Source organism: Streptomyces sp. RKAG290, assembly GCF_023701695.1.
Taxonomy (GTDB): Bacteria; Actinomycetota; Actinomycetes; order Streptomycetales; family Streptomycetaceae; genus Streptomyces.
This window is the reverse complement of sequence record NZ_JAJOZC010000001.1, coordinates 5,258,684-5,276,927: the sequence shown is the minus strand read 5'-3', so window position 1 is coordinate 5,276,927 and position 18,244 is coordinate 5,258,684. Positions and strand designations below refer to the sequence as shown.

Annotated in this window: 13 protein-coding genes and 2 pseudogenes; 4 read left to right on the top strand and 11 right to left on the bottom strand. The window is 69.5% G+C overall.

All coding sequences use genetic code 11. The features are described from left to right. Positions 1-47 precede the first annotated feature (47 nt). From LNW71_RS23220 to LNW71_RS23210, 3 genes and pseudogenes are all read right to left on the bottom strand, one after another. Positions 48-796: pseudogene (locus tag LNW71_RS23220) on the bottom strand (HAD family hydrolase). A 74-nt stretch (positions 797-870) separates the two neighbouring features. Next, on the bottom strand, positions 871-3,507 hold the full coding sequence (locus LNW71_RS23215; RefSeq protein ID WP_250969994.1) for a phosphoribosyltransferase: 2,637 nt from the start codon (positions 3,505-3,507) through the stop codon (positions 871-873). Positions 3,508-3,592: 85 nt separating this feature from the next. Next, positions 3,593-4,756: an HpcH/HpaI aldolase/citrate lyase family protein gene (locus tag LNW71_RS23210; RefSeq protein ID WP_250969993.1), complete on the bottom strand. Its 1,164-nt coding sequence runs from the start codon at positions 4,754-4,756 to the stop codon at positions 3,593-3,595. 221 nt (positions 4,757-4,977) lie between these two features. Here LNW71_RS23210 and LNW71_RS23205 point away from each other — a divergent pair, with 221 nt between their 5' ends. After that, the gene (locus LNW71_RS23205) at positions 4,978-5,808 is read left to right on the top strand and encodes a TerD family protein (protein ID WP_250969992.1); all 831 of its coding nucleotides are present in this window, start codon (positions 4,978-4,980) and stop codon (positions 5,806-5,808) included. 37 nt (positions 5,809-5,845) lie between these two features. On the opposite strand, the gene LNW71_RS23200 is transcribed toward LNW71_RS23205, so the two are convergent. From LNW71_RS23200 to LNW71_RS23175, 6 genes and pseudogenes are all read right to left on the bottom strand, one after another. After that, entirely contained in the window at positions 5,846-6,580 is a 735-nt protein-coding gene (locus LNW71_RS23200) for a Tellurium resistance (RefSeq protein ID WP_250969991.1), read from the bottom strand. A 156-nt stretch (positions 6,581-6,736) separates the two neighbouring features. Then, a pseudogene (locus tag LNW71_RS23195) lies at positions 6,737-7,884 on the bottom strand (DUF475 domain-containing protein). A gap of 70 nt (positions 7,885-7,954) precedes the next feature. Next, positions 7,955-8,530 carry a TerD family protein gene (locus LNW71_RS23190; protein WP_250969990.1) on the bottom strand — a complete coding sequence of 192 codons (576 nt, stop codon included), beginning with the start codon at positions 8,528-8,530 and terminating at the stop codon, positions 7,955-7,957. 152 nt (positions 8,531-8,682) lie between these two features. Beyond that, positions 8,683-9,258, bottom strand: coding sequence for a TerD family protein (locus tag LNW71_RS23185; protein WP_219572022.1), 576 nt, complete (start codon positions 9,256-9,258; stop codon positions 8,683-8,685). Between the two features lie 165 nt (positions 9,259-9,423). Next, positions 9,424-9,882, bottom strand: a complete 459-nt coding sequence (locus tag LNW71_RS23180) for a peroxiredoxin (RefSeq protein ID WP_250969989.1) — start codon at positions 9,880-9,882, stop codon at positions 9,424-9,426. Between the two features lie 186 nt (positions 9,883-10,068). Continuing rightward, positions 10,069-10,506: a DUF3052 domain-containing protein gene (locus LNW71_RS23175; RefSeq protein WP_250969988.1), complete on the bottom strand. Its 438-nt coding sequence runs from the start codon at positions 10,504-10,506 to the stop codon at positions 10,069-10,071. Between the two features lie 516 nt (positions 10,507-11,022). Here LNW71_RS23175 and aceE point away from each other — a divergent pair. Next, positions 11,023-13,755, top strand: a complete 2,733-nt coding sequence (gene aceE / locus LNW71_RS23170; protein WP_250969987.1) for a pyruvate dehydrogenase (acetyl-transferring), homodimeric type — start codon at positions 11,023-11,025, stop codon at positions 13,753-13,755. Between the two features lie 97 nt (positions 13,756-13,852). Here aceE and LNW71_RS23165 read toward each other — a convergent pair whose 3' ends face one another. Both LNW71_RS23165 and LNW71_RS23160 read right to left on the bottom strand, forming a co-directional pair. Beyond that, on the bottom strand, positions 13,853-14,215 hold the full coding sequence (locus tag LNW71_RS23165; protein WP_250969986.1) for a peptidase inhibitor family I36 protein: 363 nt from the start codon (positions 14,213-14,215) through the stop codon (positions 13,853-13,855). 173 nt (positions 14,216-14,388) lie between these two features. After that, the gene (locus LNW71_RS23160; RefSeq protein WP_250969985.1) at positions 14,389-15,999 is read right to left on the bottom strand and encodes an MFS transporter; all 1,611 of its coding nucleotides are present in this window, start codon (positions 15,997-15,999) and stop codon (positions 14,389-14,391) included. Between the two features lie 116 nt (positions 16,000-16,115). On the opposite strand from LNW71_RS23160, the gene LNW71_RS23155 reads away from it, so the two are divergent. Beyond that, positions 16,116-16,775: a TetR family transcriptional regulator gene (locus LNW71_RS23155; RefSeq protein WP_250969984.1), complete on the top strand. Its 660-nt coding sequence runs from the start codon at positions 16,116-16,118 to the stop codon at positions 16,773-16,775. A gap of 216 nt (positions 16,776-16,991) precedes the next feature. Further along, the gene (locus tag LNW71_RS23150) at positions 16,992-18,203 is read left to right on the top strand and encodes an alpha/beta hydrolase (protein WP_250969983.1); all 1,212 of its coding nucleotides are present in this window, start codon (positions 16,992-16,994) and stop codon (positions 18,201-18,203) included. The last annotated feature ends 41 nt before the right edge of the window (positions 18,204-18,244 follow it).

Sequence of the window (18,244 nt, the reverse complement as noted above, 5' to 3'; positions counted from 1 at the left end):
GCGGGGGTGTTGCGCCTGATGCGCGGCGGGGTGTTGCGCCTGACGCATCAGGCGGCCTGGCGCAGGCCGGACGTCTGCAGGAGCCGCCGCAGGATCTCCTCGCCCGCGGCCACCCCCCGCTCGGCGGTCGTCTCCACGTTCGGGGCGCTCCAGTGGGCGTCGGCGAGTTCGCCGTGGCCGGGGCGCCAGCCGCGGTCGGCAGCGAGCAGCAGGTCGGCGTCCAGGAGGGAGTCGCCGGCGGCGAGGGTGAGCGTGGCGCCGGTGCGGCGGGCGACCTCGTGCATCGCCGCGCTCTTGGTGAGCGGCCGCGGTACGGCGTAGATCTTGCGGCCCTGCAGGGAGACGGTCCAGCCGCGCGGCTCCGCCCAGTCGGCCAGCTCCTTCGTCCAGTCCGAGGGCAGCAGTGCGCGGTCGACGACGAGGTAGGCGAAGAGGTCCTCGGCGACCCGCTCCTTGAGGAGCCAGGCGGGATCGGCGGCGGATACCAGGTGGGCGCGGACCTCGGCGAGCGAGGCGCACTCGTCGGCCAGCCTGCGGGCCACCTGCCGCTGCCAGTCCGGGTCGGACTCGCCGTCCACGAGGATGTGTCCGCCGTTGGCGCAGATCGCGAAGTCGGCCGCGGGCCCGGCAGATGTATGCGGTGGTACTGCTCACGGGTGCGGGTGGTGGTCGGTACGAAGACCGTGGAGCGGGCCAGCTCGACGAGCAGTGCGGCGGCCGCCTCCGTGACGTACGAGAGCGGCTTGCGGTCGTACACCTCGACGCAGAGCAGCCGGGGTGCCTCCGCGTCCGGCATCCCGAGCTGGAGGGCTGCGGCCGAGTAGATGAGGGTGCGGTCGAGGTCGCTGGCGACCAGCGTCACGGGGGAGGTCACTTGGACTCCACCGCCTTGCCGTCCGCACCGGTCGCCCCACGCGTGTACTTGGGGTGGATCAACCCGACGCAGGTGTAGGGCAGTTCGTCGACCTCTTCGACGGGCACGCCACGCTGCTGGGCCAGCAGCCTGATGTGTTCCAGGTCGGCGCCGGCGCCACGCTTGGCGAGGATCTTCCACGGGACGCGGCGCAGCAGGACCCGGGTGGTCTCACCGACGCCCGGCTTGACCAGGTTCACGTCGTGGATGCCGTACTCCTCGCTGATGCGTTCCACCGCGGCCCAGCCCTCCCAGGTGGGGGCCCGGTCGGCGGTGAGCAGCTCCTTGACGTCGGCGTCGACGGCGTCGGTGACCTCGTCGAACCGGTCGGCGACGGTGTCGAGGAAGTGGCCGGAGACGTCGGAACCGGCGAGTTCCCGGTAGAACTTCGCGCCGTGGAAGTCATCGGGCCCGACCAGGTCGGAACGGAGGACGGTACGTGAAATCAGGCCGGACACTGTGGAGTTGAGGCAGGCGGAGGGGATCAGGAAGTCCTCGCGGGTGCCGTACGTGCGGACGCAGCCGCCGGGATCGGCCAGGACCGCGATCTCGGGGTTGAAGCCGATGGTTCCGTCCGACTCCTCGAACTCGGTGATGGCAGAGGCCAGTTCGCGGGTGATGGCGCCCTTCCCGGTCCAGCCGTCGACGAAGACGACGTCGGCCGGGTCGTGGTGGGCGGCGAGCCAGCGCAGGGCGTTGGCGTCGATACCGCGGCCGCGCACGATCGAGACGGCGTAGTGCGGCAGGCCGGTGCCGTGCCGGTGCTGGGCCCAGCGGCGCATCAGTACGCCGACGGGGGTGCCGGCCCGGGCCAGCGAGACGAGCACGGCACGCGGACCGCGCTCGGCGAGGACGGTCTCGGTGACGGTCCCCACGGCACGGGCGATGCGGGCGGCCGACAGGTCGAGCGCGGCCTTGAACAGGTCCTGGTACTGGTCGGACGGCTGGTATTCGACGGGCAGCGACTCGGCGTAGTGCGCGCCGCCGCTCTGTATCGCCTCTTCGCGTTCCTCGGTGGGTGCCTCCAGCTCGGTGTCCGAGAGGTCCTGGAGCAGCCAGCCGACCTCGTCCGGCGCGTAGGAGGAGAAGGCGGGGCCGCGGAGGGGCTCGGGCAGCATGCGGGGTTCTTCCTGCCGTTCGGGGGCGTACGACTGTACGGAGACCACGGGCGGTGCGGCCACGGGAGGCGTGGCCGTGGACGGGACGTACGAGGGGACGACCGCGAGCAGCACCTGTGCGGTGTGCGGGGCGAGCTGCGCCAGCAGTCCGTCGGGGGCGTGCAGTTCGGGTGTGTCGGCGGTGGAGTCGACGACGACCACGACGGCGTCGAAGCCGGCACCCGCGACGTTGTACGCGAAGCGGTCGCCCGGGCCGTCGGCCGGGTCGTCGTGGGCCGGGAAGACCAGCCGGGTGCGTATCGCGTAGCCCGGGTCGTCCACGGCGAGGACCGGGGAGCGGGTCGTGGTGGAGTACCGGACCTCGGCGCGGGTGCGGCCTTCCAGAGCGGTGCCCAGGCGCAGGGGGGCGTACATCAGCTCCTCGAAGCCGAGGACGAGTACGCGGCGGGCGCCGTCGTCCAGCGCCGCGGCGATGCGGTCCGCCATGGCCGGGAGGGCCGGCTCCAGGACGGCGCGGTGCGCGGGGGTGAAGCCGTGCCGGCCGCCGTCGGGCACCCCTGCGGGCCACCGCAGGTCCACCCGGGCGCAGGGGCGGGGCTGGACAGTGGGGCGTCGTGGCTGGTCGCCGGAGGGAGCCGTCTCCTGAGCCGCGCTGCCCGACGCCCTCTCCGCCTCATGCGCACTCACCGCGTTCTGAGCCGCCTCTTGCGCCGCGACCAGGGCCTGGCCCTTCTCCAGTACGCCCTCCGGGAGGTGGACCGTGCCGGTGTTCCTCGCCACCAGGTCGACGCGGGCGCCGATCTCGGTGGCGAACTCGGCCAGCCGGCCGCGGTCGTCGGCCGAGCGCATGTCGACCAGGGCCACGATGACGTAGTGGTTGCGGGGGTAGCGCTCGTGCAGCGCGCGGATGGTGTTGAGGACGGTGTTACCGGTGGAGAACTCGTCGTCCACCAGGACCAGAGCCGCGTCGGACGGGCGCGCCTGCCCCGTGTCGCCGCCCGTGCCGCCGCCGGTGCCGTCGCCTGCTGCACCGCCCTTCGCCGCCTCGCCCGCCAGCAGGTCCGGGTCCTCCGGCAGCAGCAGGTGGGAGGTGGCGTGCGAGTGCGACTCCTCGAAGCCGCCCGCCCGCGGCACGCCCGCGACGGGGCGGCGCGTCGAGTGGAGGTAGGCCGCGGTGCCGAGCCCGTCGGCGACCGCGTGGCCGAGGCCGGTGGCCGTCTCCGCGTAGCCGAGTACGACCGCCCGCCGCGTCCCGGCCTCCCCGAGCAGCTCGCGCACCCGGCGGCCCAGCTCGAATCCGGCGCCGTACACCACCGAGGGGCGCTGCGGCACATGCTTGCCGAGCACGTGGGAGACGAGCAGATGCGCCCGCTTGGGGTTGCGCCGCAGGGCGAGGCCCAGCAGTTCCCGGAGCTCCCCGTCGCCCACCAGCCCGACGCCCAGCCGCTCCGCGACCCAGCTACCCGACCACACCACGCGCCGTCTCCTTCTTCGCTGCGCGCCCGCTCATCGGGTCGCACTCATCGGGACACACTCAATCGAACGCCTTCGACGGAAGGCCTCATTCCGCGAGGCCCGCGGCCAGCAGCTCCACGAAGCCGACGTCTTCCTTCGCGACGCCGAACACCTCGGCCCGCTGCAGGGTGCGCTCGGCCCAGGCCCGGTGCGGCTTCACTTCGTTCATCTTGTTCGTGTACGCGGAACGCAGCACGCCGCCGCCCTCGCGCTCCGGACGCAGGATGTCCTGCGCGTCGCTGAATTCCTCGTGGCTGACCACGGACAGTGCGTGTACGGGCGCGACGTGCGACGGGTGGATGCAGGTCTTTCCGAGCAGGCCGTTGGCCCGGTCGAGTTCGATCTCGCGCAGCAGCCCGTCCAGGTCGTGCTCGATCAGGGCCGTACGCAGTTCCTCGGCCCGGCCCTCCAGGAAGGGGCTGCGGCGCAGCTGTGGCTTGAACATGCGTTCCTGGAGCCGGAAGTACTCCCACACCGGCCCGGTGATCGTGAAGCCCGTGCCGTCGGCCCGGCCCAGCACGTTGACCACGTCCGCGATGACGCCGCCGACGATCCGGACGTCGTACGCCGTCATGTCGGGCGCCCTGCGCAGTCCGTAGGCCGAACAGAAGTCGGTGACGCCGAGCCGCAGCGCGAGAACCCGGTCCCGGTACGAGTCGACGGTGTCGGCGATCTTCCGGAGTGCCTCCTGGCGGGTCTCCAGATGGAGCAGCTCGGGCGATTCGAGCACGGGCATGGCGAAGAGTCGCCGGCCGCCGGCGCTCTCGGCCTTGGTGAGCGCTTCCATGAAGGGCACGCCACGCTCTTGCGTGAACTTGGGAAGTACAAAACCGGACAACAATCGGGCGGAATCGCCGAGCCGGCGCACCAGGTCCGTGATCTGGTGCGGTTCACGCACCCGGATGAAGAGCAGAGGCAGTTCGGCGCCGCGCGTGTCGAGGTCGGCGAACTGCGCGACCAGGTTCTCCTCGGCGCCCGCCACCTCGGAGTCGTCGATCGAGTCCTCCAGGCACAGCACCATCGAGACGACGCCGCGGCCTGCCTGCTTGATGACGTCGTCGGCGAGTCTCGGCCGGGTGGCCGGGCTGTAGAGGGTGGCGCCCAGGGCGGCCGCGAGGACACGGGCCGGGGCGTCGGCGTCGAAGGTGCACGGCTGCTGGAAGAACAGGTCGTCCCTGACCGTGGCCGCGATATGCCCGAAATGACGCATGTGATTCCCCCCGTACTGCCTGACCGATCGGACAACGTGTGGCCGGTAATAGTACGTACGGACGGGTGTCGGCAGTTCCCTGTACGCATGAATTCCGGGTAACTCGTCCATTTCGCGACGGTTCCGAAGAGGGCGGACGCCGTGGTTCCGACATTCCGCCGAGACACGGCTTGCGACCCCCACGTTGTCCGCAGGGGCAGCCAGCAGGCAGGATGACCGCCATGACGCACGCGATGGTGAAGGGTTCGAACGTCCCAATCGACGCCATGGCCGTACGGGCCGTGCTGCGCTGGACCCCTGGCTCCGGGGTCCCCGACGTGGACGCCTCGGCCCTGTTGCTCGGTTCCGCCGGCCGCGTGCGCTCGGACGAGGACTTCGTCTTCTACAACCAGCCCCGCCACCCCTCCGGCCTGGTACGACGGCTGCCGAAGCGGAGCCTCGCCGAGGGGCTGACGGACACCATCGAGGCCGACCTGAACGCGCTCGACCCCTCGGTCGACCAGGTGGTCATCGCCGCGTCCTCCGACGGCGCCGCCTTCGAACGGGTGCACGATCTGTGCATCATGCTCTTCGACGCGGCGGCGGCGGGCGGTGAGCCCCTCGCGGTCTTCGACGTACGCCCGGAGACCGGCAAGGAAACCGCGATCATCTGCGGCGAGCTCTACCGGCGCGGCGATGGCTGGAAATTCCGGGCCGTGGGGCAGGGCTACCCGACCGGTCTCGTGGGTCTCGCGACCGCGTTCGGCATCTCGGTCGACGAGGCGGAGGCCGCGGCCGAGCCCGACCCGACGCCGCCCGCTCCCGCGTTCCCGCCCGCACCGGCCCCCGGGCCGGACGCCCAGGCCACGGTGCAGCACCAGCAGCCCTCGTACGGCTATCCGCAGCCCGCTGCGGCCCCGCCCGCACCCGCGCCGCAGCCCGCCTACGGCTACCCCCAGCCGGCCTCCGCACAGCCCGCCTACGGCTATCCGCAGCCCGCGGCGGCGGCAGCACACGCCCCGGACCCGAATTTCGCCCTCCCGCCACAGGGCCCGCAGTTCATACGGCCCTGACACCACGCACCGGACGCCCTGAGGGAAACGAAGGACCCTAAGCGCGGGACTTGTAGCCGCGCCCCCACTGCATGCCGTAGCCGTACAGCCGGTCCAGCTCCGACTGGAAGCCGTACACGAACTTCACCTCGCGCCGCACGATCAGTTCACCCTTGACGTTCTCCACCGTGAACACGGCGCACGAGCGGGCCTGCGGGGCCCGCTCGTCCAGTTCGATCTCGATGCGCGGCCCGTTGCCCGGGTAGAGCGTCACCTTCGCGTGCGTGCGGTCGAAGGCCGGCGTCTGGTCGTAGATGTAGACGAAGAACAGCAGCCGCTTGATCTGGTCGCGCTGGTCGAGGTTGACGTAGACGGTCTCCCCCGACGGCGCCCCGAACCGGTCGTCCCCGCTGAGCCTGATGTACGGCGGCCCGTTCAGGTCGCCGATCAGGTTGCCCAGCGGCTGCACCACGCCCTTGGTGCCGTCCGCCAGCTCGTACATGCAGCCCAGGTCCAGGTCGACGTTGACGACGCCCTGGGTGTGCGCCTGGACCACATCGGGCTGGAAGAGCTTGAACGGCCGCAGCAGCCGGCCGCTCTGCCGCGACCGGCCCTCGATGTCGGAGGTGCGCATCCGCCAGGAGAGGTTGACCCGGAGGTTGCCGGTCAGCGCCCCTTGCTTGGTCAGCGAGACCGTGGCGTGCCGTTTGGACAGCACGATGGAGTTGGTGGCCGCGTTACCCGACTCGAACTGTGCTTCCCGCCCCGGCCACAGGCTGTCCCAGAACGCCATCCCCAACCCCCACACGTATCGGCCCCGCACCCGTCGCACGCGGCACATGCGACGCACGCACCGCTGCGGGGCGGCTCCTGGCCGGATCGGGGTGTCACCCCGGGTCCGACGCCGTACGAGCCGCCCCGCAGAGAGCGTTCCTCATTCCCTACCGGGTCACACCCCGGCGGAGACTTCCGATGGAGATCCGCCGTCGCCGCTGTCGCCGCCGCCGGCCTCCAGCGCCTTGTTGCGCCGGACCGAGGACCAGAAGGACCAGGCGATCAGGATGACGCCGACGAGACCGGTGATGATCTCGTTGATCTCGTACTGGATCGTGATGAGCAGGAGGACGGCCAGCGCGCCGATCGCGTAGTGCGCGCCGTGCTCCAGGTAGACGTAGTCGTCCAGGGTGCCCTGGCGGACCAGGTAGACCGTGAGCGAACGGACGTACATGGCGCCGATGCCGAGACCCAGGGCCATCAGCACGATCTCGTTGGTGATGGCGAAGGCGCCGATGACGCCGTCGAACGAGAAGGAGGCGTCGAGCACTTCCAGGTAGAGGAACATGAAGAACGCGGCCTTGCCGGAGAGTACGGCCGCGGAGAGCTTCTTGCCGGACCGCTTGGCCTCTTCCTCCGCCTCGTGCTCGCGTTCCTCCTCCTCTTCGAGCTTGCTCTCGAAGTGGCCGGAGAGACCGTTGACGACGAGGTACGTGATGAGACCCGCGATGCCCGAGAGCAGGACCGTCTCCGCCTTGTCGGCGTGTCCGCCGCCGTGCTGGTGCGCCTGGGACGCGAACGTCAGGGCGGTGATCATCAGGACGATCAGGGCGATGCAGACCGACAGCATGTCGACCTTGCCGAGCTTGGCGAGCGGGCGCTCGATCCAGCGCAGCCACTGGATGTCACGGTCCTCGAAAATGAAGTCGAGGAAGATCATCAGCAGGAACATGCCACCGAAGGCCGCAATGGCCGGGTGGGCGTCCGTGACCAGTTCCTTGTAGCGGTCCGGGTCGTTGAAGGAAAGATCGATGGCCTCGATCGGTCCCAGCTTGGCGGTGATGGCCACGATCACGACGGGGAACACCAGCCGCATACCGAAGACGGCGATGAGCACACCGACGGTGAGGAAGATCTTCTGCCAGAAGGCACTCATCTTCTTCAGGATTCCGGCGTTGACCACCGCGTTGTCGAAGGACAGCGAGATCTCCAGGACGGAGAGAATCGCAACTACCCCGAAGGCCTCCCACCCCCGTAGAACCACGCTGCGACCAGGCCGATCGCGGTAATCGCGAGCGACCAGCCGAAGGTTTTCAGAAGCACTGGCTACCCCATCATTTATGTAACGGGTCTCCCCCGGTGTGTACGAGGCTCCCCCGCGCCGTGCACGGCTTTACGAAACGTTGACCCCGAAGTCTAGAGCGATGCCGCGCAGACCCGACGCGTACCCCTGCCCCACTGCACGGAACTTCCACTCGCCGTTGTAACGGTAGAGCTCACCGAAGATCATCGCGGTCTCCGTCGAGGCGTCCTCGCTGAGGTCGTACCGCGCGAGTTCCTGGCCGTCGGCCTGGTTCACCACCCGGATGAAAGCATTGCTGACCTGCCCGAAGGTCTGCCCGCGATTGTCGGCCTCATGGATCGAGACCGGAAATACGATCTTGTCGCAATGGGCCGGAACCTGCGTGAGGTTCACGATGACCGACTCGTCGTCGCCCTCGCCCTCACCCGTGAGGTTGTCCCCGGTGTGCTCCACGGAGCCGTCGGGGCTCGTGAGGTTGTTGTAGAACACGAACCATTCGTCGCCGAGCACCCGGCCCGACTCGCACAGCAGCGCGCTGGCGTCGAGGTCGAAGTCCGCCCCCGTGGTGGATCGTGCGTCCCAGCCGAGCCCGACCAGCACCTGGGTGAGATTGGGTGCGGCCTTGGAGAGGGAGACATTGCCTCCCTTGGCGAGTGTGACGCCCATGGTGTGTGTCCTCCCCGAGTCGATGAACCGTCTGTTGAACCGATGGATCCGTCTGCTGAGCGCGTCCGGCGCCGCACGGAGTGCGGCGCCGGACGGGATGTGCTGCTGCCTGCCGGGGCCGTGCCTTCGCAGGCACGGCCCCGATGGACTGTCTAGACGTTGACGCCGAAGTCCTGCGCGATGCCGCGCAGACCCGAGGCGTAGCCCTGACCGATGGCGCGGAACTTCCACTCCGCGCCGTTGCGGTACAGCTCGCCGAAGACCATGGCGGTCTCCGTCGAGGCGTCCTCGCTCAGGTCGTAGCGCGCGAGCTCGGTGTTGTCGGCCTGGTTGACCACGCGGATGTACGCGTTGCGCACCTGGCCGAAGCTCTGCTGGCGGGACTCGGCCTCGTAGATCGAGACCGGGAAGACGATCTTGTCCACGTCGGCCGGGACACCGGCGAGGTTGACCTTGATGACCTCGTCGTCGCCCTCGCCCTCACCGGTGAGGTTGTCACCGGTGTGCTCGACCGAGCCGTCGGGGCTCTTGAGGTTGTTGAAGAACACGAAATTGCCGTCGTTGCCGACCTTGCCCTCGGCGTTCGTCAGCAGCGCGCTGGCGTCGAGGTCGAAATCCCCGCCGGTGGTGGTACGAGCGTCCCAGCCCAGACCCACGATGACCGCGGTCAGGTTGGGCGCGGCCTTGGTCAGCGAGACGTTGCCGCCCTTGCTGAGGCTGACTCCCACGAGTCCTCCCATTGGTTTCATTGGGGGCCGGCCGGTGCCGGCGCCTCCACGTTGCGTTGGCATCGGATCAACGAGTGGATCCTAGTGACCGGTTCCCGGCCAAAACAGGCTTTTGGCCGGGGGTCGCCGGGAGATCGTCCGGATCGCGGATCGGAGCGGGCCGGGTCAGAGCGTGCCGAGCGCCTTGACGTAGTCGTTGAGGTCGCGCGCGTCGGGCAGGCCGTTGACGACGGTCCAGCGCACCACGCCCTCCTTGTCGATGATGAAGGTGCCGCGCACCGCGCAGCCCTTCTCCTCGTCGAAGACGCCGTAGGCCCGCGAGGTCTCGCCGTGCGGCCAGAAGTCCGAGAGCAGCGGGTACTCCAGGCCCTCCTGCTCGGCGAAGACGCGCAGGGTGTGGATGGAGTCGTTGGAGACGGCGAGCAGCTGCGTGTCGTCGTTCTCGAACGTGGGCAGCTCGTCACGCAGGGCGCAGAGCTCACCCGTGCAGACACCGGTGAAGGCGAACGGGTAGAAGAGCACGACCACGTTCTTGCGCCCGTGGAAGTCGGAGAGCTTCACGGTCCGGCCGTGGTTGTCCTTCAGCTCGAAATCCGGGGCCTTGGTGCCGACCTCGATCGCCATGAAAACGCGTCCCTTCGCTACCTTCGCCGGGCTGGGCTGTCCGGGTGAGTCCCACCCTACGCAGAGGCCCCTGGCGACCGTGCGGCACCCGCGCAAGCTCCTCCTGCGGGAGTGGACGGGGCCACGGATGTACGAAGGCCCCCGGGCGGCGTGATGCCGTCGGGGGCCTTCAGTGGCGAGTGCGGTTCAGCGCTTGGCCTTGGCCGCCTTCGGTGTGGCCAGACGGCTTCCCGTCCAGTCCTTGCCCGCACTGATGCTCTTGGTCTGGGCGAGACCGGCTGTCTGGGCAGCCTCGTTGATGTCGCTCGGCTCGACGTATCCGTCACGGCCGGTCTTGGGCGTCATCAGCCAGACCGTACCGCCGTCCTCGAGCAGACCAATGGCATCCACCAGCGCGTCCGTAAGGTCGCCGTCCTCGTCGCGGAACCAGAGCAGGACGACGTCAGCGACGTCGTCGTAGTCCTCATCGACGATTTCCTGGCCGGTAGTGGCCTCAATGCCCTCACGGAGCTCCAGCTCGACGTCGTCGTCGTAGCCGATCTCCTGGACCACATGTCCGGGCTCGAACCCCAGGCGTGCTGCCGGGTTGGTCCGCTCCTCCGCGTGGTCCGCGGTCGCGCTCACGGTTTGCCTCCTGATCATGTTTCGGAAAATGCTTCAGCCACGCGCGTACGCGGGGCGCTGGCCGTAGTCCACACGGGAGCGGCGGATCGCGCAAGTACCCAGCGCACGAGACCGCCTAAACGGTGACGTTTCGTGCCACGTCGCCGCACTGTCGGCGGGCTCCCCGCGGGGACCGGCGCTGCCGTCCACACCCTTTACGTCCTTGAACAGCTTATGCCGTTTCGGTCCGGCAATCGGTGTCGAGCAGCGTTTGGGAACGCTTGGACGCCTTGGGCGTATGGTTGCGGTTTCGCCCGACCCATCCTGCCCGACGCCTCCTGCCTCCCCGATACCCGCTCTGCCGCGGCCCATCCCGCCCTCGGGACACGGTGTCCCGGAAGTTGCCGGTTACCTTTCGGTAGAGATGACGTTTGCGCCCGCGCGGTACACGATGGGATGGCGTACGTGCAGACGTCCCGGGGGCATGACTCCCTCAACCAGGCCCCGTAGAGCAGCACCGAACAGCGAAGGAACAGCGTGGCTTCCGGATCCGATCGCAACCCGATCATCATTGGCGGCCTTCCGAGTCAGGTCCCGGATTTTGATCCCGAAGAGACCAAGGAATGGCTCGACTCCCTCGACGCCGCCGTCGACGAGCGAGGCCGTGAGCGGGCCCGCTACCTCATGCTCCGGCTCATCGAGCGTGCGCGCGAGAAGCGCGTCGCCGTGCCGGAGATGCGCAGCACGGACTACGTGAACACGATCGCCACGAAGGACGAGCCGTTCTTCCCCGGCGACGAGGAGATCGAGCGCAAGGTTCTCAACGCGACCCGCTGGAACGCGGCCGTGATGGTGTCGCGGGCACAGCGTCCGGGGATCGGCGTCGGCGGTCACATCGCCACGTTCGCCTCCTCCGCCTCGCTGTACGACGTGGGTTTCAACCACTTCTTCCGCGGCAAGGACGACGGTCTCGGCGGCGACCAGATCTTCTTCCAGGGGCACGCCTCCCCCGGGATCTACGCCCGCGCCTTCCTGCTGGACCGGCTGAGCGAGGCGCAGCTCGACGGCTTCCGCCAGGAGAAGTCGAAGGCGCCGAACGGGCTGTCCAGCTACCCGCACCCGCGGCTGATGCCGGACTTCTGGGAGTTCCCGACCGTCTCGATGGGTCTCGGCCCGCTCGGCGCGATCTACCAGGCGCGGATGAACCGCTACATGGATGCGCGCGGCATCGCCGACACCTCGAAGTCGCACGTCTGGGCTTATCTCGGCGACGGCGAGATGGACGAGCCGGAGTCGCTCGGGCAGCTCTCCATCGCCGCCCGTGAGGGTCTGGACAACCTGACCTTCGTCGTCAACTGCAACCTGCAGCGCCTCGACGGGCCGGTGCGCGGCAACGGCAAGATCATCCAGGAGCTGGAGTCGCAGTTCCGCGGCGCCGGGTGGAACGTCATCAAGCTGGTCTGGGACCGTTCCTGGGACCCGCTGCTCGCGCAGGACCGCACGGGCATCCTGGTCAACAAGCTGAACACCACGCCGGACGGCCAGTTCCAGACGTACGCCACCGAAACGGGTGCGTACATCCGTGACCACTTCTTCGGTGACGACCCGCGGCTGCGGGACATGGTCAAGGACATGTCCGACCAGCAGATCCTGCACCTGGGCCGCGGCGGGCACGACCACAAGAAGGTCTACGCGGCGTACGCGGCGGCCAAGGCCCACAAGGGCCAGCCGACGGTGATCCTGGCGCAGACGGTCAAGGGCTGGACGCTGGGGCCGAACTTCGAGGGCCGCAACGCGACCCACCAGATGAAGAAGCTCACCGCCGAGGACCTCAAGCGTTTCCGGGACCGGCTGCACATCCCGATCGCGGACAAGCAGCTGGAGGACGGCAACCCGCCGTACTACCACCCGGGCCGCGACTCGGAAGAGATCCAGTACATGCACGACCGCCGCCAGGGTCTGGGCGGGTACGTCCCGACGCGTGTGGTGCGGGCGAAGCCGCTGGCCCTGCCCGACGAGAAGGCGTACGCGACCGCGAAGAAGGGCTCGGGCCAGCAGTCGATCGCCACCACGATGGCGTTCGTCCGCGTCCTGAAGGACCTCATGCGGGACAAGGAGATCGGCAAGCGTTTCGTGCTGATCGCGCCCGATGAGTACCGCACCTTCGGCATGGACGCGTTCTTCCCGAGCGCGAAGATCTACAACCCGCTCGGGCAGCAGTACGAGTCGGTGGACCGCGATCTGCTGCTCGCGTACAAGGAGTCGCCGACCGGGCAGATGCTGCACGACGGCATCTCCGAGGCGGGCTGTACGGCGTCGCTGATCGCGGCCGGCTCGGCGTACGCCACGCACGGCGAGCCGCTGATCCCGGTGTACGTCTTCTACTCGATGTTCGGTTTCCAGCGCACCGGTGACCAGTTCTGGCAGATGGCCGACCAGCTCGCCCGCGGCTTCGTGCTGGGTGCGACCGCCGGCCGTACGACGCTGACCGGCGAGGGGCTCCAGCACGCGGACGGCCACTCCCAGCTGCTCGCCTCGACGAACCCGGGGTGCGTCGCGTACGACCCGGCGTTCGGGTACGAGATCGGGCACATCGTCAAGGACGGCCTGCGCAGGATGTACGGCGAGGACAGTGAGGACGTCTTCTACTACCTCACCGTGTACAACGAGCCGATCCAGCACCCGGCCGAGCCCGCCGACGTGGACGTCGAGGGCATCCTGAAGGGCGTGTACCGCTACAGCAGCGGCACGAAGGGCGAGATCCCCGCCCAGATCATGGCGTCCGGTGTGGCGGTCCCCTGGGCGGTCGAGGCGCAGCAGATCCTCGCCGACGAGTGGAACGTGAAGGCGGACGTCTGGTCGGCGACCTCCTGGAACGAGCTGCGGCGCGAGGCCGTGGACGTGGAGCGGTACAACCTGCTGCACCCGGAGGAGGAGCAGCGCGTCCCGTACGTGACGAGCAAGCTCTCCGGCGCCCAGGGGCCTTTCGTGGCGGTCTCGGACTGGATGCGGGCCGTGCCGGACCAGATCGCGCGCTGGGTGCCCGGGGCGTACCAGTCGCTCGGAGCGGACGGCTTCGGCTTCGCGGACACCCGTGGGGCGGCGCGCCGGTTCTTCCACATCGATGCCCAGTCGATCGTGCTGGCGGTGCTCACCGAGCTCGCGAAGGACGGCAAGATCGACCGATCGGTGCTGAAGACGGCGGTCGACCGCTACGACCTGCTGGATGTGGCCGCGGCCGATCCGGGTCCCGCGGGCGGCGACGCGTAGGCGCGGACGGCGCAGTGGCGTGGGCGGGGCGGCGGGACCGTAGTGGTCCCGCCGCCCCGCGGCGTTCTGCCGGCCGGTCCTCCCGGACGTCTCCGGGTCAGTTCTCCCAGACCTTGAAGGCCCGCACCTGGTACGGCGACTGCGGCACCCAGGTGCCGCCGCCCGGGTAGGTCTCGAACTCGCCGGTCTCGTTGCACTCCGCCGACTGGTAGGTGGTGACGGGGCGGCCGGTGCGGTTGGCGAGTGCCTGGACGGTGCGGCCCGCCGGCAGCGGTACGCAGCTCTCGATGTCGATGGTGGACAGCTCGTGGACCTGGCGCGCCCCGCCGAACTCCGGTTTCGCCCAGAGGCAGAGCTGGCCGCTCCCGCAGGTGCCGAGCCGGACGGGCGCCGCCTGGGCCACCGCCTGCGGGATCAGTGCGGTGGCGGCCAGCGCGGCAGCTACAACGGTCGTACGCATACGAATCAACCCCCGTGGTGATGTGGATCTTCCACACCCACCCTGAGCCGCGGGCCGGCTCCACGGGAAGAGGCCGGCGGCCGTACCACCCTGATAGGCGACAGCCCCGCCGGAACGTTCCGGCGGGGCTGTTGTACGCGCTGTGTTGACGCCCCGGGCCGGGACGGAGACGGTCAGATGTGGCCGACGCCCGCGCCCGCCTCGGCGTTGTCGCCGCGCTTGGTCAGGGTCGCGACCAGGGCCGCGATCACCGCGACGATGCCCGCGACCATGAATGCCGTGCTCATGCCCGACACGAACGTGTCATGGGCGACGCCCGCGATCTTGCCGGCGACCTCCGGCGGGGTGCCGGGGGCGATCGGCGGCATGCCGACCTTGACGGCCGAGGACGCCTGGTCCAGCTGCTCGGGCGACAGCGGCGGAAGCTGCGCTTCCTTCCAGTTGCCGTCGAGCTCGGCGTCGACCCGGGAGGCCATGATCGCGCCCAGCACCGCCGTACCGAGGCTGCCGCCGACCTGCATGGCGGCCTGCTGCAGACCGCCCGCGACGCCGGAGAGCTCCATCGGCGCGTTGCCCACGATGACCTCGGTGGCGCCGACCATCACCGGTGCGAGGCCGAGGCCGAGCAGGGCGAACCAGATCGACATGGTGAAGGTGCCGGTGCCGACGGTCAGCTGGGACATGCCGAAGCAGGCGACGGCGGTGCACACCATGCCGCCGACGAGCGGCACCCGCGGGCCGAACTTGGTGATCAGGAAGCCCGCCAGCGGCGAGGCGACGATCATCATCGCGGTCAGCGGCAGCAGGTGCAGGCCCGCGTCGACGGCCTTCATGCCGTGCACGTTCTGCAGGTAGAAGGTGACGAAGAACAGCCCGCCCATGAAGGCGAAGGCCATCAGCACCATGAGGACCGTGCCGGCGGAGAGCGGCACCGAGCGGAACATCGCGAGCGGGATCAGGGGTTCCCTGACCCGCTGCTCGACGAGGGCGAACGCGACGAACAGGACGACGGCGGCGACCAGGAAGCCGACCGTCCTGAGGTCGCCCCAGCCCCACTCCGAGCCCTTGATGAGCGCCCAGATCAGGCAGAACATCGCGGTGGACAGGAGCACGATGCCGGCGATGTCGAAGGAGCGCGGCGCGTTCTCGGCGCGGTGGTCCTTGAGGATCAGCACGCCCAGCACGAGCGCGAGCACACCGACGGGCACGTTGATGAAGAAGACGGACTGCCAGCTGACGTGCTCGACGAGCACGCCGCCCAGGATCGGGCCGCCCGCGGTCGAGGCGCCGATCACCATGCCCCAGATGCCGATCGCCATGTTCAGCTTCTCGGCCGGGAAGGTGGCGCGCAGCAGGCCCAGCGCGGCCGGCATCAGCAGGGCGCCGAAGAGGCCCTGCAGCACCCGGAACGTGATCACCAGGACGACGCTGTGGGAGAGGCCGATGGCCCCCGATGCCGCGGCGAAGCCCACGACGCCTATGAGGAAGGTCTGGCGGTGCCCGAACCGGTCACCGAGCTTGCCCGCGGTGATCAGGGAGACCGCGAGGGCGAGCATGTATCCGTTGGTGATCCACTGGACGTCCGCGAGCGAGGCGCCCAGGTCCTGCTGGATCGCGGGGTTGGCGATCGCGACGATCGTGCCGTCGAGCGCAACCATCATCACGCCGATGGCCACGGAGAAGAGCGTCAGCCAGGGGTGGCCGCGCAGCCCCTTGACCGGTGCGGGAGAGAAGGGGTCCCGGGGCTCCCGCGACGCCTTGTCGACGGTGGTCTGACTAGTCATACGCGGAGAATAGTGTCAGTCGCTGACAGTTGACAAACCATTTCACAAGTCGGTAACTGTCACGTAGCTCACAGGTACGCTGAGCCGGACAAAGCAGGGAAAAGAGGACCAGCTCAGTGACCCAGGGGCAACGAGCCGCCGAGTATCCGACCGGGCTGCGCGAACGCAAGAAGCGCCGCACCCGGGACGCCCTGCTCCATGCCGCCCTCGACCTCTTCACCACCCAGGGGTACGAGGAGACCACCGTCGACGAGATCGTCGACGCCGTGGAGGTCTCGCAGCGCACCTTCTTCCGCTACTTCGCCGGCAAGGAGGCAGCCGCCTTCGCCGTCCAGGAGATGGTGGAGTCCCGCTTCGTCGCCGAGCTCCGTCAACGCCCCGCCTCGGAAGCCCCTTTCGAGGCCATGCGCCGCGCGGTCCTCTGCGCCTGGAACAGTATGGGGGAAGCCATCGAGGCCATCGTCCCGGTCGAACTCCACATGCGCACGTACCGAATGATCGAGTCGACACCCTCGCTGCTCGCCGCCCACCTGCGGCGCAGCATCGACCTGGAGAACCAGATCGCCCTGCTGATCGCCGAGCGCGAGGGCCTGGACATGGGGCGCGACCCCCGGCCGCGGGTCGCCGTCGCCGCGTTCTCCGGCGTGATGCGGGTGACCGGTCAGCTGTGGGGGCAGGGGCATGACGGCAGCATGGACTCGCTGCGGGCACTGACCGAGGCGTATCTGGACCAGTTGGGACCGGCCCTGGCCGAGGACTGGCACACACCCGTCTGACGCGGTGTGCCGCACGCCTCAGACCTGCCGTATGAGCGACCTCACAACGAGCGGGCCACGGCGCCCGGATGCGACGCGCGGAGGGCGCGAAGCTCGGCGGAGCGTACGGGCAGTCCGTACGCAGGGTGAGGGAAACGGCGTTCCCTTCCCCACAGTCGGGTGATGTGCGTCACCCCCTCAACGACGTCCGGCGCGCGTCTCCTAGGGTGGGCGGGAGTGACTTCCTTCGACTCCTCCCCGACGCTCACCGCATGGCGCACCCTGCTCGCCCTCGCGGTTGTGTTCGTGATGCTGGCGACCACCGGCTGGACAGCCGTGCGTCATCAAAGCTCCGACGAGCCACGCACTGTCGCACTCGCCTCCTGGGCCAAGGGTTCGATAGCGGGACACGCGCTCCCCTCGGCCGACGCGCCGCCGTACAAGCTGGCGCACTTCTTCGCCACGCTCACGGGCTCGCAGGGCACCCGGCTGGCCGACAAGTACCCGCTTGTGGTGGGGAATCTGAACGGAGCGCCGGTCACGCTGCGCTACCGGGCCAACCGGCACGCGCTCGTTCAGGCGCGCACGGCCGAGCAGCAGCGTGTGCACGACAGCAGGCTCTCGCCGGACGGCCGGGCCGAGGCGCTGCGCCGGGTGGACCGCTTCGGGTCGATGCTCGCCGACGGCCGGCACTTCCTCGCGTTCGACCCGTCCGGCCGCGGCCATGCCGCGGAGGTGTTCGGCGACCTCGACCGGGCCGAGCGGGTCTCGGTGGTCGTCCCCGGCGTCGACACCAATCTGCTCACGCTGGAGCGGACCGGGGCCAAGACCAACGCCGCCCCCGTCGGCATGGCCAAGTCCCTGTACGCGGCCGAGCACACCGCGCGCCCCGGCGTGCGGACCGCCGTGATCGCCTGGGCCGACTACACCGCGCCCGCCGGCATCGGCATGGACGCGGCCCTGGGCAACCTCGCCGAGCGCGGGGCGGTCCGGCTCGACGCCCTCGTCGGTGCACTGCCGGGCAGCGCGCCCGTCTCGCTGTTCTGCCACAGCTACGGCTCCGTGCTGTGCGGCGTCGCCGCGGACCAACTGTCCGACCGGGTGACGGACATCGCGGTGGCGGGCAGTCCGGGCATGCGCGTCGACAACGCCGGCCAGCTGCACACGCGGGCCAATGTGTGGGCGATGCGGGACCGCGACGACTGGATCGAGGACGTACCGAACCTGGAGGTCGGCGGACTCGGCCACGGGGCCGATCCGGTGGATCCGGGGTTCGGGGCGCGGATCGCCTCCGCGGGCGACGCGGTCGGCCACAGCGGCTATTTCGAGCCGGGTACCGAGAGCCTGGGCAACTTCGCCGCGATCGGTGTGGGCACCTACGACTCGGTGACCTGTGCGCAGGCCGACAGCGCCTGCCACGACCGAATTTCCGCCGACGGGACCGTCTGACGCGCGTAGAGAGCCGCGGCCTGTCACGAATTGCGGTGTAC

Bases quoted from the DNA above. Each gene is read 5' to 3' on its own strand.
- LNW71_RS23210 (WP_250969993.1), bottom strand. From the start codon at position 4,756: ATGCGTCATTTCGGGCATATCGCGGCCACGGTCAGGGACGACCTGTTC.
- LNW71_RS23180 (WP_250969989.1), bottom strand. From the start codon at position 9,882: ATGGCGATCGAGGTCGGCACCAAGGCCCCGGATTTCGAGCTGAAGGAC.
- LNW71_RS23165 (WP_250969986.1), bottom strand. From the start codon at position 14,215: ATGCGTACGACCGTTGTAGCTGCCGCGCTGGCCGCCACCGCACTGATC.
- LNW71_RS23205 (WP_250969992.1), top strand. From the start codon at position 4,978: ATGACGCACGCGATGGTGAAGGGTTCGAACGTCCCAATCGACGCCATG.
- LNW71_RS23200 (WP_250969991.1), bottom strand. From the start codon at position 6,580: ATGGCGTTCTGGGACAGCCTGTGGCCGGGGCGGGAAGCACAGTTCGAG.
- LNW71_RS23160 (WP_250969985.1), bottom strand. From the start codon at position 15,999: ATGACTAGTCAGACCACCGTCGACAAGGCGTCGCGGGAGCCCCGGGAC.
- LNW71_RS23190 (WP_250969990.1), bottom strand. From the start codon at position 8,530: ATGGGCGTCACACTCGCCAAGGGAGGCAATGTCTCCCTCTCCAAGGCC.